The sequence below is a fragment of the Nocardia sp. NPDC056000 genome (genome assembly GCF_042269265.1).
Lineage (GTDB): Bacteria > Actinomycetota > Actinomycetes > Mycobacteriales > Mycobacteriaceae > Nocardia.
On sequence record NZ_JBHJXS010000008.1, the window covers coordinates 157,730 to 171,736 of the forward strand.

The following is a 14,007-nucleotide window of genomic DNA, read 5'->3' on the forward strand; positions in this document are numbered from 1 at the left end:
AGTCGGGCGAAAGCGCGCTCGCCGCAAGCGGTTTCGTGCTGCCCGGTGATGTGGCCGATGATGTCGAGACCATCGTGCACGTGATGCGGCACGGTGAGGTGCACAATCCCAAGGGAATTCTGTACGGCCGCCTGCCCGGATTCCAGTTGTCGGTGACGGGGCGGGCGCAGGCGCAGGCCGTGGCGCGTTCGCTGGCCGATCACGATATCGCGCTGGTGGTGGCGTCGCCGCTGCAGCGCGCGCAGGAGACCGCGGAACCCATTGCGGCACACCACGGTGTGATCATTCGTACCGATGACAACCTGATCGAGGCGGGCAATACCTTCGAGGGCCTGCGGGTCTCGATGAGTGACGGCGCGCTGCGCAAGCCCCGGCATTGGTGGAAGATGCGCGATCCGTTCACGCCGTCCTGGGGTGAGCCGTATCTGCAGATCGCGCATCGCATGCTGGCCGCGGTGAACAAGGCCCGGGTCGAGGCGGCGGGCCGCGAGGCCGTGCTGGTCTCGCATCAGCTGCCGGTGTGGACGCTGCGCCGTTTCCTGCAGGGCCAGCGCCTGTGGCATGACCCGCGTAACCGGCAGTGCTCGCTCGCGTCGATGACTTCGCTTGTGTACCAGGGCGATACGTTGATCGATATCGTCTACAGCGAACCCGCGGGCACCTCGGATCCCAAGGTGACGGGGGCATGAGCCGGTCCGCGTCCCGGCCCGGTCGTATCGTGTCGATCCTGCTGGCGAGCCTGTCCCTGGTGGCGGTGCTCGCCGGTTGCTCGACCGCGGGCAAGGACGCGGTGGCGCAGGGCGGGACCTTCGATTTCGTCTCGCCCGGCGGTAAGACCGATATCTTCTACGATCCGCCGGAATCGCGCGGCACCATCGGCAAGCTGTCCGGCCCGGATTTGATGACGGCGGGGAAGACCACCTCGGTGGACGACTTCCCCGGCAAGGTCGTGGTCATCAATCTGTGGGGTCAGTGGTGTGGCCCGTGCCGCGCGGAAGCGCCTGCGCTGGAACAGGTTTACGAGGCCACCCGGGACAAGGGTGTCGCCTTCCTGGGTATCAATGTGCGCGATAATCAGCAGGACAAGGCGCAGGATTTCGTCACCGACAACAAGGTCGGCTACCCGTCGATCTATGACCCGTCGATGCGGAGTCTGCTCGCGCTGGGCGGCAAATTCCCGACCAGCGTCATTCCGACCACGATCGTGCTGGACCGCGATCACCGTGTCGCCGCGGTGTTCCTGCGTTCGCTGCTCGCCTCGGATCTGCAGCCGACGGTGGACAAGCTGGCCAAGGAAGGTCAGCAGTGAGCGTGACAGTCCTTGCCAGCGTGGGTGATTCGTTCCAGCAGACCGCCGCCACCGGCCCGCTGCTGCTCGCGCTCGGCGCGTGCGTGCTGGCGGGTCTGGTGTCGTTCGCGTCGCCGTGCGTGGTGCCGCTGGTGCCGGGTTATCTGTCCTATCTCGCGGGTGTGGTCGGCGCCGAGGCTCCGCCGGTGACGGTGGAGTCCGCGCAGCGCACGGCGGTCGCCGAACGCAATCGCGGTCGTATGCGAGTGGCGGGCGCGGCCGGATTGTTCGTACTCGGCTTCACCGTCGTTTTCGTGCTGGCCTCGGCCACCGTCTTCGGCACCATTCAAGCCTTGAATGTGAATCGTGAACTGCTGCAACGCATCGGCGGCGGCGTCACGATTCTGATGGGCCTCGCCTTCATCGGCTTGATTCCGGCATTGCAGCGCGATACCCGGATGGAACCGCGCCGCCTGAGCGGCCTGATCGGCGCACCGCTGCTGGGCGCGGTGTTCGCGCTCGGCTGGACGCCGTGCCTGGGCCCCACGCTGTCGGGTGTGATGGCGGTGTCCGCGGGTACCGAGGGCACCACCGCCGCGCGCGGTGTCGCCCTCATCGTGGCCTACTGCCTGGGCCTGGGCCTGCCCTTCGTGATCCTGGCGTTCGGTTCGGCGACCGCGTTGCGCGGTGTCGGCTGGTTGCGCCGTAATTCCCGCACCATTCAGGTGATCGGCGGCATCCTGCTGGTTGTCGTCGGCATCGCCCTGGTGACCGGGGCGTGGGACCAGTTCATCTCCTGGATCCGCGACGCCTTCGTCTCGAATGTGACCCTGCCGATCTGATGACTGCCACCGTCGAAACCCCCGCCCCCGCCCGCCCGCCGCGACAGTCGTTGCCGCGCAAGGCTTTCGCCGTGCTGCGCAATACCTGGCGCGGTTTGACCAGTATGCGCACCGCGCTCATGCTGCTGTTCCTGCTGGCGCTGGCCGCGATTCCGGGCGCACTGCTGCCGCAGCGCAGTCTGAACAAGCAGAAGGTCGATCAGTACATCGCGGACCGGGCGACGCTCGGTCCGTGGATGGATCGCCTGCAATTGTTCGACGTGTTCTCCAGCGCGTGGTTCACGGCCGTCTATGTGCTGCTTTTCGTTTCGCTGGTGGGCTGCATTCTGCCGCGCGTGCTCGATCACTATCGGGCATTGCGCACGCCGCCGGTGAAAGCGCCGCGCAATCTGTCGCGGTTGCCGCACAACTTCAGCGGTTCCGATGCCGCCACGCCGGATGCGGTGATCGAGCGGGCGCGCAAGGAATTGCGCGGCTGGCGCACCGTGGTGCAGCCGGGCACGCGCGAGGGTGAGATCACGCTCTCGGCGGAGAAGGGCTACACCCGCGAGGCGGGCAATCTGGTTTTCCATTTGGCGCTGGTGGGTCTGCTGGCCGCGATCGCCATCGGCAAATTGTTCGGGTACGAGGGCAATGTGGTGGTCATCGCCGATGACGGCCCGGGTTTCTGCACCACGTCCCCGGCGGTATTCGATTCGTTCCGCGCGGGCAATGTGAACGACGGCACCGGTTTGTCGCCGATGTGCGTGCGGGTCAAGGACTTCAAGGCCGACTATCTGGAGAACGGCCAGGCCGCCATGTTCTCCTCGAATATCCAGTATCAGTCGGGTGCGGATCTGGAGTCGGGGACCTGGCGGGACACCAGCATTCAGGTGAATCATCCGCTGCGGGTCGCGGGGGACCGGGTCTATTTGCAGGGCCACGGTTTCGCGCCGACGTTCACGGTGACGTTCCCGAATGGCAAGACCCGCACCGAGACGATTCAGTGGAAGCCGGACGACGCGACCACATTCCTGTCCTCGGGTGTGCTGCGCATCGATCCGCCGGGCGGTATGTATCCGAGCGAGGATGAGCGGCGTAAGCATCAGGTCGCGATCCAGGGTTTGTTCGCGCCGACCGCGCTGCTGCACGGTTCGCTGCTGACCTCGATGTATCCGGCGATGCGGGATCCGATGGTCGCTGTCGATATCTATCAGGGCGATACGGGCCTGGATACCGGTCGCGCGCAGTCGCTGTTCTCGCTGGATCCGGAGATGATCAAGCAGGGGCGGCTGGTCAAGGAGCAGCGGGTGAATTTGAAGCCCGGTGACACCTCGACGCTGTCCGACGGCACCAAGGTGACCTTCGACGGTGCCAAGGAATTCGTGAATCTGCAGGTGTCGCATGATCCGGCGCAGCAGTGGGTGCTGATCTGCGCGCTCACCATGATGGCGGGTCTGCTGGTGTCGCTGCTGGTGAAGCGGCGGCGCATCTGGTTGCGGGTGTACCCCGGCGCCGAGGCCGATGGAGTACGACGTACCGTAGTAGAAATGGGTGGATTGGCCCGCACCGACCAGGCCGGTTGGGGCGGCGAATTCGACCGACTGCGTGAGCGGCTGCTGACCGAGAACACGGGAGACAAGTAATGCCGATCGACGAGAACATCGCCTCCTACAGCGATCTCGCCTTCAAATCGGCCATCGTGATCTACGCGCTGGTCTGGATCATGCTGGTGTGGCAGTTCGCCATCACCCGCAGCGTGCCCACCACCGCGCGGGAACTGGTCACCGCGGGCGGCGGCTCGGACAAGGCTCCCGAACCCGCCCCGGATGTGCCCGGCCGCGTGGTGCCGACCGAGCGCGCCAAGCGCCCGTTCCCGGAACGTCTGGGCAATATGGCTTTCGCGGTGCTGTTCGTCGGTTTCGGCGCGCACGCGGTGTCGATTGTGCTGCGTGGCTTCGCGACTCACCGTTTCCCGCTCGGCAATATGTTCGAGTTCATCAGCATGGCCTGTGCCGCCGCGGTTTTGCTGGGCCTGGTGCTGCTGCGTGATCAGCGCTACCGCGCCATGTGGGCGTTCCTGCTGGTGCCGGTGCTGGTGCTGCTGTTCCTGGCGGGCACCAAACTGCATGTCGACGCGGCCCCCGTGGTTCCGGCCCTGAAGTCCTACTGGCTCCCGATCCACGTCACCGTCGTCTCCATCGGCAGCGGCGTCTTCCTGGTGTCGGGTGTGGCGAGTCTGCTGTTCCTGTTCCGCATGTGGCAGCCCGCGGGCCTCGAATCCGACAACCTGCTCGGCCAGTTGGCCCGCCGCCTCCCCGACGCCCAGCTACTGGACCGGCTCGCCTACCGCACCACCATCATCGGCTTCCCCATTTTCGGCACCGGTGTAATCCTCGGCGCGATTTGGGCCGAAGCCGCCTGGGGCCGCTTCTGGGGCTGGGATCCGAAGGAAACCTGCTCCTTCATCGCCTGGGTCCTGTACGCCGCCTATTTGCATGCCCGCGCCACCTCCGGCTGGCGGGATACGAAGGCCGCGTGGATCAATATCGCGGGTTTCGTGGCGATGCTTTTCAACCTCTTCATCATCAATATCGTGGTGAGCGGTCTGCATTCGTATGCGGGCTTGAACTAATACCTTTCGGCCCCCGTGGCCGATCGCAGTGTCGCCGAACACAATTGGCCCGAGTGCGTATAACGGTACTCGGGCTTGATTTGCCGACCGCGATCGGATAGAACTTGTTCCGTTGCCTTTCGCAACGTGAAACGTTCTGCGCGCCATCTCATTCGAGCGCGCACGGGGTCGGGAGAATTAGGAAAATCATGCGTCGCACCATGCGTAATTTCGGTCGTAAGGCTCTTATCGCGGCATTGCCGCTCGCCGTCGGCATTGCCGTCGTTGGGTCGGGAACCGCCTCCGCCGACGCTCCTGTCGGAATCCTCCAGCCCGCCGCCGTGACGCAGGTGATCTCGGCCGAGCAGGCCCCGATCGCGGTGCAGCAGGCCGCTCCGGTCGCCGAGGCCGCGGCCGTCGTCGAACAGCCTGCGGTGCAGGATGAGGTGCAGCCGGTCGCGGCCGCGCAGGAGATCGCCACCAATCCCAATGCGGCCAACCATGATCCGCTGGGCAATGGCGCCGCCGCCGGCGCGATTGTCGGCGCCGTGGTCGGCGCGGTCGTCTGTGCCGCCACCATCGTCGGTATCGTGCTGATCCCGCTGTGCGCCCTCGGCCCGGCCTTCCAGGGCGCGCTCGTCGGCCTGATCGTCGGGGCCATCGCCCCCGACGTCATCCCGCAGGTTCTGCCCTGATCCCTCGGGGTAGGTAGCTCCATATTTTGGGGGCAGTCGAATTCGATTCGACTGCCCCCGAAGTGTTTTCGGGGCGGGAGTGTGTGCCGGGGCACTCGGCGGACAGCTCCGCGGCGAATGAGTGCGACATCACGTCACAGTAATCTTCAGTCGATACCGCGGGTGCTTGTACTGTGCTGATGTCTGTTACAGCATGTACCGGAAACCCTTGGGAGAAGACGTGATCGACCCCGCGACAGCCGTCCTGCCGGTCGGCATCTGGCTCACCCTGCGCGTCGCCTCACACCTCGGCGGCGGCACCGACCTCGACTATCGGGGGCGCGAACAGCGCGCCGCCTATACGCTCACGCACCAGCCGCGCGGGCTAGCGCATATAGGGCGTCGCCTGCACCCAGTGAAAACCGCGGGAGACCGCGGGGAAGTGGTCCAGGGGGACCAGCGTCAGCCGCATATGGATCGGGCGGCCCGCTAGCGAACCATCCAGGATCAGTTGATTCGGTTGCGGCTGTTCGTAGTTCAGGCTGGCGAACGTCCGCGCCGAATCCTGGGCGATGGTGATGGTGCGCCGGTCGGTATCGATCTCGGCCGGGAAAGCCAGCAGGGAATCGTCCATGCGCTGTGCGGTGACGGCGGTCGGGATATCGAAGATGATGCGCCGCAAGCGATCCGAGGCGTTCGGCAGGCCGCCGTGCGATCCGTCGCGGAAATCGACCAGGGCGGGCACCTGCTGACCGGCGACGGTGTATTCGGTGACATTCCAGATGCCGTACAGCGGTGACTGCGGGCGGGCGCTGCCGTAGGTCTGCCAGCCGTCGTATCCCTCGCTGATGGCGGTGAACAGCAGCCAGCCGCCGAAAATCAGTTGGGCCGCAAGCATTATCCGATTCCCGCGGCGACTGCCGAAGCGCAGCTCCGGAACACGCGCGGGCACCGTCCGGCCGATCAGCGCCCGCACCGTGCGTCCGATATCGGGGGTCGCGAGCACCACCGCGAGGATGAGCAATTGCAGTGAGAAGATTTTCACCGGCACGTCGAACGTCAAATTCAGCAGCGCCACCTGCAATGTCACGATGAACGCGAGCACCGCCCCCAGCCCCGCGGTGACCGGCAGCACCAGTAGCAGCGCCGCCGTGACTTCCGCTGCCCCCAAGGCGATTTCATACGGTTCGGACAGTGATGTCTGTGCCCACAGCACCGACATCGGACTCATATCCCCGAATGGTTCCACCAGCCGCTGCAGAATCATCGACATCTGCGACGGCAGCAATTTCACCATCCCGTACAGCAGCAGCGCACTCACCAGCGCGGCCCGCAGCAGCAGTCGGAACCACCCGTACAGCCGCGCGTAGTCCCCGCGCCGCCGATCCAGCACCGACCACACCCCGGTCACCGCGATCGCCACCAGCAACCAGGTGAATACCGAAACCCACTGCGCCGCAGTATCTCCACTCCCCGTAGGCGTGAAATCGACCACGGTGCCGAACACCTGCGATCCGACCCAATCGGTCAGCGGATGCAATGCCGTCCACGTCCCCAACTCGGTCACCGATTCCTGCGACACCCCGAGCGACCGAAACAGCGCCGTCGCCAGCCACACCCCCGCCATCCCCAGCCCCACGAACACGAACCCGAACCGAAAAGCCATGCGCGCCAACGGATGCCATCGATCCACCCCGCCCGGCTCGGTATCCGCCCCAACCACCTCGGCCGTCAACTGCGCAACCACGATCTTCCCTCCCACGGCCCCGACGGCCAATTCCTTTGCAGGTCAGAACGTTATTGCGCCCCCCGCCCCCGGTGAATCCGGCAAAACCCTTGCCCCAACCCCCACTGCCCCCAGAATTCGTGCCCCCGATTTACGATCGGCATACCCGTCACGAGCCAGGAGTAGCGAATGCACGCCAAACGCATAGTCACCAATCTGCCGGTGGCCGATATCGAGGCCGCGAAAGGTTTCTACATCGACTTTCTCGGCCTGAGCGTCGAAGAGTTCAATCTGGGCTGGGTGGCCCGCTACACCTCGCCGGAGACCGGCGCGAATCTGCAACTCGTCAGTGGTGACGCCACCGCACCGGTCGATTCGGTGATCTCGGTGATGACCGACGACGTCGACGCCGCCTACGCGGAGGCGATGAAACTCGGCTACGAAATCGTCCATCCGCTGACCACGGAGGAATGGGGCATCCGCCGCTTCTTCGTCCGCGACCCCGACGGCAACGTCCTCAATATCGCCGCCCACCGCGACTGACGCGGCGGTAGCGCAGCAGCGGGCCCAGTTCGCCGGGGACGGTGGCGAAGTGGGTCAGGCCGAGGCGTTCGAGGATTGCCGATGAGGCGGTGTTGGCCTCGTCGACCTCACCGTAAATCGCTGGGAGAGACAGGCTTTCGAGGGCGTAGTCGATGACCGCGCCGGCGGCCTCGGTGGCGTAGCCCCGGCCCCGGGATTCGGGGGTGAGGCTGTAGTAGATCTCCTGGCCGAGGTCGTCGAGGGGGCGTAGGCCCGCGGTGCCGATGAAGGTGTCGGTGGTGATGAGCCAGAGGCCGTGGCCGGCGGTGGTGAAGGTGTGTTGGCTGGTGGTGATGGTGTGGGAAATCTCTTCGGGGGTGAGGGTTTTGCCGTCGAAGAGGAATTCGCGGACCGCGGGGGTGGTCCAGTGGGCGAGCAGGGTGGGGTGGTCGGCGGGGGTGACCGGGGTGAGGGTCAGGCGCGCGGTGGTGAGGGTGGATGCGGGCATTTCGCCGATTCTGGTGGGGGCGGGGGCGATGCGCACATGAATATCCCCGCCGGGCGGTAGCGGCGGCGGGGATGCGGGGGAGTCAGGGGGCGGTGTCGCCGAGGTCGGCGTTGGCCAGTTTCACCGCTTCGGCGGTGGCTTCCTTGGCGCGGGCGCGGTCCCATTTGTGGTTGTCGGTGTGATTGTTCTCCGCGACCTTGGCCTGCATCGGTTCGAGCAGGGGATCGGGGGGCGGGCCGGTGCCGGAGGCCAGGCGGGCGTCGTCGACTTCGCGGCGTTGCTCACGGCGTTCGGCGGCATGGGTGTCGCCCTGCTTGCGGCGTGCGTCCTGCGAGAGGTTCTCTTCCTTGTCCATGGGGCACCTTCCGGTCGCGTCGGGTGACACCAGTATGCGCTCGGAAAAAGAGGCCGGTCGGTTTGCTAGAAGAATGCCGACCGGACCTCGAAAACATCAGTGATCGGGAGAACCGGGTTCGCCGTCCCGGTGCTGGCGGGATAACCGCCAGAGAAAATCGGGATCGTCATCGGGACCGATGATGCGGTTGCGTGGTGCCGATGCTGTGCCGGTGCGGGCCGGTCGCTGGGGGCCGAAAGCTTTCCAGCACAACATCACGACGGCCACTACCGCGATCAGTGCCAACAGGTACGTCACGTCGCTCACCTCCTGCCAACGAGGGTAATCCGTGTCCGTACCCGCGGCACCGCGGAAACGGTAAATAGGGGTTAGACGCGGGTCGCCTCGGTGGTGAGAGACCGGAGAAGCTGCAGAACTTCGCTTTCGCGGAACCGGCGGTGACCGCCCGGAGTCCGCAATGAGCCGAGCCGTCCCGCATGAGCCCACCGGGTAACGGTCTTCGGATCGACATGGAACATTGCTGCTACCTGGCCGGGGGTGAGCAGGGTGTCCTGGCTGTTGACGGAACCCATTACGCGGCTCGCCGCGGTGAACGCAGTCATTCGCAAACCTTTCCGTTTTGTCAGATCCCTCATCAGTAGCGACATCGTTGCACTGCACCCCCCGAGTGTTCGAACAGTCTCGATTTGGTAAAGGGGAAGTAATAGACAAAACGGATATCCGTACTGTGTTCGCGGTCACTGACTACTCCGGAGTAGCGAATATCCAGCGACATTCGGGCGGAGGGCACCGCATATGCCCGAATCCCCGTCACCTAGGCTGTCAGCGTGAGTGACGCAACCCCACCGGAGAGCGCGGGCCGCCGGCTGGCCAAACACCTGGCCCTCTACACCGTCGCCCGGCTCGGCCTGGTCGTCGTCATCGCCGCGATCATCCTGGGCGTGGCCGCCATCGTGAAGGTCGACATCCCGCTCATCGTGGCCGCGCTGTTCGCGCTGCTCATCGCCATGCCGCTGTCGCTGCTGCTGTTCAAGAAGCTGCGGACGCAGGTGAACAAGGACATCGCCGCCGTGGACGCCAAGCGGCGCAGTGATCGCGAACAGCTCATGACGCGACTACGCGGCGAAGACCAGTGAAGCGCTGTGATCGCTCGGCGCCCCGCGACTGGGTCGACAACGCGGTCCGGCTGATCGACGCGGACGCCCAGCGCAGCGCCGATACCCATCTGCTGCGCTATCCACTGCCCGCCGAATGGGGCGTGCAGCTGTACCTCAAGGACGAATCCACCCATATCACCGGCAGTCTCAAGCATCGGCTGGCGAGATCGCTGTTCCTGTATGCCATCTGCAATGGCTGGATCACCGAGGGCACCACGGTGGTGGAGGCTTCGTCCGGTTCGACTGCCATCAGCGAGGCGTACTTCGCGAAACTGCTGGGCCTGGACTTCGTGGCGGTCATGCCCGCCACCACCTCGCCGGAGAAGATCGCGCTCATCGAGGCGCAGGGCGGCCGCAGCCACCTGGTCGAAAAAGGCCCCGAAATCTATACCGAGGCAGCGCGTTTGGCGCGCGAGTGCGACGGCCACTATATGGACCAGTTCACGCACGCCGAGCGGGCGACGGACTGGCGCGGCAATAACAACATCGCCGAATCGATCTTCCAGCAGCTGGCTCTGGAGACGCATCCGGTGCCGGAGTGGATCGTGGTCGGCGCGGGCACGGGCGGCACCAGCGCGACCATCGGCCGCTATATCCGGTATCGCCGCCACGCCACCAAACTGGCCGTGGTCGATCCGGAGAATTCGGCCTTCTACGGCGGCTATGAGCTCTCCGACGCGGGCTATCAGACCGGGATGGGTTCCCGGATCGAGGGGATCGGCCGCCCGCGGGTGGAGCCGTCCTTCGTCGGCCAGGTCGTGGACTGCATGCTCGAGGTGCCGGACGCGGGTTCCATCGCAGCCGCGCGGCATGCGAGTCAGGTGCTCGGCCGCCGGGTCGGCGGTTCCACCGGCACCAATCTGTGGGGTGCGTTTGCCCTGATTGCCGACATGATCGCGGCCGGTCGCACCGGCAGTGTGGTCACCCTGCTCTGTGATGGCGGGGACCGTTATGCCGGAACCTATTTCAATGACGCGTGGGTTGCCGGTCAAGGGCTGAGCCTGGACGAACCGACCGCGATCATCGATCGATTCATCGCCACCGGTACTTGGTCGGGCTAGTTTTCGCACCGCACAGGGCTCGGCTGAGAAGGGCCGCTCACCCCTCCGATTGATTGCTGATGATTTGCTGCAACGGTTGGGTTGGTGCTTGCTCGCGAAGTGAAGCATTCATGTTCGGTCGTTCGGGGGATAACTCCCGCGTCTCATCGGCGTTAATAGCCCTTGACGCTTTTGGCATTTCGCGCAGCACTGGACGAGTGACCGCCATGGGTTGATCGACCCCCGCGCCGACCACCAACATCCAGGACTGCAGGGTCGAGGAGGTGCGCCAGATGTTCATTCGCAACTCGGTGATGGCGAGGGTTTTCGGATCGCGCACCACCTTGCTGCGATCGCGTCGCTCACTGGACAGACTCTCATCGCGCCACATGGCCTCGAACTCCGGACTCGCCGTGCAGTTCTCGATAATCCGCGAAGTGTGCTGATCGGGGCCATGCCGGGCGAGCAGCATCCGGAACATGCCGAGGGTCTGCCGCGTCTCGCTCTCCCAATCGACCAGTACGGTCCGGGCCACCGGATTCAGCAGCAGCCATTCCACGTAGTTGGTGCCGGGGTCGAGCTGCGGGAAGGTCTCCGCGTGCGCGGCATTCACGGCCAGCACGTCCAGGGTTCCGGAGATGTACGCCGCGATCTTGGGGTTGAGCAGGTGCAGGTACTCCAGATCGGTGGCGGTCGGATGATCCGGGGTGCCGCGCGGGAACGGTCCCTCGGCCAGGGTGAGCGCGTATTCGAACTCGACGGCCCGCAGTTCCAGTGCGGTGCCGAGGGATTCGACGACGCGGCGGGAGGGATTCGCGCCGCCCTCGATCTTGGTCAGATAGGGCACGGACAGGTTGGCGAGCCATGCCAGTTGCGGGCGGGTGAGGTTCGCGATTGTCCGGCGCTGGCGAATGTACTCGCCGAACGTGGGTACTCCATTCATTACTTAGGGTGACCTTACTAGGGTGGGGCGGTATCCCGTTTTCGCCCCAGTTTGAAACAACAACAAATCTGAAGTCGCGCCGGGTCGCCCCGGTTTCCGGTCGTGTCAATTTTCGTTGACACGCTCGCGACGTCAACGTAAATTGACGTCATGAGTGAAGCAACGACTCTGGCGGCCGCCGCAGGCAGCCCCGACCCGCAGGTCGGACTCCGCGCGGTCCTCGCCCTGCGCCGGCTGCTCGAGCGACTCGAGGCCATCCAGGTCACCAACGCCCGCAAGCAGGGCTGGTCCTGGCAGGCCATCGCCGACTCGCTCGAGGTCAGCAGGCAGGCGGTCCACCAGAAGTACAACCGGAAGGGCGGTATCCGCTGATGTTCGAACGATTCGACAAGGCGGCCAAATACGCGATCGTCATCGCGCAGGAGGAAGCGCGCGAACTGCGTTCGCCAGCCGTCGAAATGGAGCATGTGCTGCTCGGGCTGCTGGTCAGCCCGGACGCGGGGCTCAAACAGGTGCTCGCCGATCACGGCTACACCGCCGAAGGCGTGCGAGAAGCGCTGGCGCGCAAGCGAACCACCGAACCCCTCGGTGAAGAGGACGCGGCCGCGCTGCGCTCCATCGGCATCGATCTGGACGCCGTGCGGGAAAGTCTGGAGGCCACCTTCGGCGAGGACGCGCTCGAACGGGCGGTCCCGGTGGAGGAACCCAGGCGCGGGCGCATGCGCGGCTGGGGAATCGCCAACGGGCACATCCCCTTCGACCGGGACGCCAAGAAGGTATTGGAGCTGTCCCTGCGCGAGGCGCTCACCCGGGGTGACGATCGCATCGAGGCCGGGCACATTCTGCTCGGCATCCTGCGCGCCCCCAATGCCGCGACGCGGCGACTGCTCGGCGACGAGACCGCGACCAGGACGCTGCGCGCCGCCGTCGGCGACTACCTCGATCACGCGGCCTGAGGCGGACGGGGTGCGAACGCGTGTGAAGATCACCCTCCGACGCGTTCGCGCCCTACGATCGGGGCATGACGCTCCTGCTACGTCTGCTGATCAACGGTGTGGCCATCTGGCTCGCGTCCGTATGGGTCGGCGGAATCGAGATCCACGGTCCCGACGATCCGGCCACGACCACCGACAAGATCCTCGTCATCGCGGTGATCACGGTCATCTTCACCATCGTGAACGCGCTGGTGAAGCCGCTGGTGAAACTGCTGTCACTGCCGCTGGTGGTGTTGACGCTCGGGCTCTTCCTGCTGATCGTCAACGCGCTCATGCTGTGGCTGACCTCGAAGATCACCGAGCACACCGATTACCAGCTGCATGTGAACGGATTCTGGGCCGCGTTCTGGGGCGCCATCATCATCACGCTGGTGAACTGGGTGCTCGGCGTGCTCGTCCCCGACGAGGACTGAACGACTCAGCCGAAGGCCAGCGCCAGTCCGGTCACGACCGACCAGATCAACAGCGCCAGGCCCGTACCGGCAAGGGCGGGAATGAGTCCCGGCCCGTTCTTGCCGGTGCGGACCGGCTCATTGGCCTTGATCGCCAGCGGCAGCGCGAGCAGACCGGCCAGCGCCCACGGGGTGCGCGCGGCCAATGCCAGCGTGGCCAGGAACGGGACCGCCAGCAGCACGATATGCAGTGTGCGCGTACGGGTATCGCCCAGGCGCACCGCGAGCGTGGTCTTACCGGTGACCGAATCGGTCGGGATATCGCGCAGATTATTGGTGACCAGCACCGCGCTGGAGAACGCGCCCACCGCGACCGCACAGGCCAATCCGGCCCAGTCGACGCGTCCGGCCTGTACGAACTGGGTGCCGAGCACCGCGACCAGGCCGAAGAACACGAAGACCGCGATCTCACCGAAACCGCTGTAGCCGTACGGATTTCGGCCGCCGGTGTAGAACCAGGCCCCGGCGAGGCAGGCCGCGCCCACGATCAGCAGCCACCAGGCGCTGGTCAGGACCAGGATCAAGCCGAGCACAGCGCCCAGGACCAGGCAGCCGATGGCGGCATTGCGGACCGCCTGGGGCGACGCCAGTTTGGAGCCGACCAGGCGCAGCGGCCCGACCCGCTCGTCATCGGTGCCGCGAATACCGTCGGAATAGTCGTTGGCGTAGTTCACGCCGATGATGAGGGACAGCGAAAGCAGCAGGCACAGCACCGCTTTCCACCACACCGCCCCGTCGATCGAGGCGGCGGCCCCCGTGCCCGCCAGGACCGGAGCGATCGCGTTCGGCAGAGTGCGCGGCCGAGCGCCCTCGATCCACTGTGCTGCTGTAGCCATGTATCGCAGCCTAGTGCGAGGGTTCCGGCCGCACCCGTCAGCGTGTCGGGCGGGGCGCGCTCAGGCTTCCACGGCG

At 65.6% G+C, this 14,007-nt stretch carries 19 protein-coding genes; 12 read left to right on the forward strand and 7 right to left on the reverse strand.

The window, feature by feature from the left end; all coding sequences use genetic code 11:
• The first annotated feature begins 83 nt into the window (after positions 1-83).
• From ACFC4D_RS24065 to ACFC4D_RS24090, 6 genes are all read left to right on the forward strand, one after another.
• Complete coding sequence (locus ACFC4D_RS24065) at positions 84-689, forward strand: histidine phosphatase family protein (RefSeq protein WP_376066959.1); 606 nt, start codon at positions 84-86, stop codon at positions 687-689.
• Entirely contained in the window at positions 686-1,309 is a 624-nt protein-coding gene (locus tag ACFC4D_RS24070; protein ID WP_364642919.1) for a TlpA disulfide reductase family protein, read from the forward strand. The genes ACFC4D_RS24065 and ACFC4D_RS24070 overlap by 4 nt, the downstream gene beginning before the upstream one ends.
• 2 nt (positions 1,310-1,311) lie before the next feature.
• Positions 1,312-2,130 (forward strand): cytochrome c biogenesis CcdA family protein, encoded by an 819-nt coding sequence (locus ACFC4D_RS24075; RefSeq protein ID WP_364643005.1) that lies wholly within the window; start codon positions 1,312-1,314, stop codon positions 2,128-2,130.
• Positions 2,130-3,755, forward strand: a complete 1,626-nt coding sequence (locus ACFC4D_RS24080; RefSeq protein ID WP_376066722.1) for a cytochrome c biogenesis protein ResB — start codon at positions 2,130-2,132, stop codon at positions 3,753-3,755. The genes ACFC4D_RS24075 and ACFC4D_RS24080 overlap by 1 nt, the downstream gene beginning before the upstream one ends.
• Positions 3,755-4,744, forward strand: a complete 990-nt coding sequence (gene ccsB / locus ACFC4D_RS24085; protein ID WP_376066725.1) for a c-type cytochrome biogenesis protein CcsB — start codon at positions 3,755-3,757, stop codon at positions 4,742-4,744. Before ACFC4D_RS24080 ends, ccsB begins: the two co-directional genes overlap by 1 nt.
• Before the next feature lie 188 nt (positions 4,745-4,932).
• On the forward strand, positions 4,933-5,418 hold the full coding sequence (locus ACFC4D_RS24090; protein ID WP_364642913.1) for a hypothetical protein: 486 nt from the start codon (positions 4,933-4,935) through the stop codon (positions 5,416-5,418).
• A gap of 364 nt (positions 5,419-5,782) precedes the next feature.
• Here the strand turns inward: ACFC4D_RS24090 and ACFC4D_RS24095 are convergent, their stop codons facing one another.
• Positions 5,783-7,144: a DoxX family protein gene (locus tag ACFC4D_RS24095; protein WP_376066728.1), complete on the reverse strand. Its 1,362-nt coding sequence runs from the start codon at positions 7,142-7,144 to the stop codon at positions 5,783-5,785.
• A 168-nt stretch (positions 7,145-7,312) separates the two neighbouring features.
• Between ACFC4D_RS24095 and ACFC4D_RS24100 the strand changes: the two genes are divergently transcribed.
• Entirely contained in the window at positions 7,313-7,666 is a 354-nt protein-coding gene (locus tag ACFC4D_RS24100; RefSeq protein WP_364642909.1) for a glyoxalase superfamily protein, read from the forward strand.
• Here the strand turns inward: ACFC4D_RS24100 and ACFC4D_RS24105 are convergent.
• From ACFC4D_RS24105 to ACFC4D_RS24120, 4 genes are all read right to left on the reverse strand, one after another.
• A complete protein-coding gene (locus ACFC4D_RS24105; protein WP_376066731.1) occupies positions 7,641-8,153 on the reverse strand; it encodes a GNAT family N-acetyltransferase in 513 nt (170 codons plus the stop codon). The two genes, ACFC4D_RS24100 and ACFC4D_RS24105, sit on opposite strands and share 26 nt — an antisense overlap.
• Positions 8,154-8,235: 82 nt before the next feature.
• Entirely contained in the window at positions 8,236-8,508 is a 273-nt protein-coding gene (locus ACFC4D_RS24110; protein WP_375964315.1) for a hypothetical protein, read from the reverse strand.
• Between the two features lie 96 nt (positions 8,509-8,604).
• The gene (locus ACFC4D_RS24115) at positions 8,605-8,805 is read right to left on the reverse strand and encodes a hypothetical protein (RefSeq protein WP_376066733.1); all 201 of its coding nucleotides are present in this window, start codon (positions 8,803-8,805) and stop codon (positions 8,605-8,607) included.
• Between the two features lie 71 nt (positions 8,806-8,876).
• Positions 8,877-9,110, reverse strand: a complete 234-nt coding sequence (locus ACFC4D_RS24120; protein ID WP_067567119.1) for a BldC family transcriptional regulator — start codon at positions 9,108-9,110, stop codon at positions 8,877-8,879.
• A 225-nt stretch (positions 9,111-9,335) separates the two neighbouring features.
• Between ACFC4D_RS24120 and ACFC4D_RS24125 the strand changes: the two genes are divergently transcribed.
• On the forward strand, positions 9,336-9,644 hold the full coding sequence (locus ACFC4D_RS24125; protein ID WP_375964319.1) for a DUF4229 domain-containing protein: 309 nt from the start codon (positions 9,336-9,338) through the stop codon (positions 9,642-9,644).
• Positions 9,641-10,726: a PLP-dependent cysteine synthase family protein gene (locus ACFC4D_RS24130; protein ID WP_376066736.1), complete on the forward strand. Its 1,086-nt coding sequence runs from the start codon at positions 9,641-9,643 to the stop codon at positions 10,724-10,726. Before ACFC4D_RS24125 ends, ACFC4D_RS24130 begins: the two co-directional genes overlap by 4 nt.
• 37 nt (positions 10,727-10,763) lie before the next feature.
• On the opposite strand, the gene ACFC4D_RS24135 is transcribed toward ACFC4D_RS24130, so the two are convergent.
• The gene (locus ACFC4D_RS24135; RefSeq protein ID WP_376066738.1) at positions 10,764-11,648 is read right to left on the reverse strand and encodes a helix-turn-helix domain-containing protein; all 885 of its coding nucleotides are present in this window, start codon (positions 11,646-11,648) and stop codon (positions 10,764-10,766) included.
• 150 nt (positions 11,649-11,798) lie between these two features.
• Between ACFC4D_RS24135 and ACFC4D_RS24140 the strand changes: the two genes are divergently transcribed.
• From ACFC4D_RS24140 to ACFC4D_RS24150, 3 genes are all read left to right on the forward strand, one after another.
• The gene (locus ACFC4D_RS24140; RefSeq protein ID WP_375964325.1) at positions 11,799-12,020 is read left to right on the forward strand and encodes a helix-turn-helix domain-containing protein; all 222 of its coding nucleotides are present in this window, start codon (positions 11,799-11,801) and stop codon (positions 12,018-12,020) included.
• Positions 12,020-12,604, forward strand: a complete 585-nt coding sequence (locus ACFC4D_RS24145) for a Clp protease N-terminal domain-containing protein (protein ID WP_376066739.1) — start codon at positions 12,020-12,022, stop codon at positions 12,602-12,604. The genes ACFC4D_RS24140 and ACFC4D_RS24145 overlap by 1 nt, the downstream gene beginning before the upstream one ends.
• 65 nt (positions 12,605-12,669) lie before the next feature.
• Complete coding sequence (locus ACFC4D_RS24150) at positions 12,670-13,056, forward strand: phage holin family protein (protein ID WP_364642894.1); 387 nt, start codon at positions 12,670-12,672, stop codon at positions 13,054-13,056.
• 5 nt (positions 13,057-13,061) lie between these two features.
• Here the strand turns inward: ACFC4D_RS24150 and ACFC4D_RS24155 are convergent, their stop codons facing one another.
• Positions 13,062-13,931, reverse strand: a complete 870-nt coding sequence (locus ACFC4D_RS24155) for a 1,4-dihydroxy-2-naphthoate polyprenyltransferase (protein WP_376066741.1) — start codon at positions 13,929-13,931, stop codon at positions 13,062-13,064.
• Between the last annotated feature and the right edge of the window lie 76 nt (positions 13,932-14,007).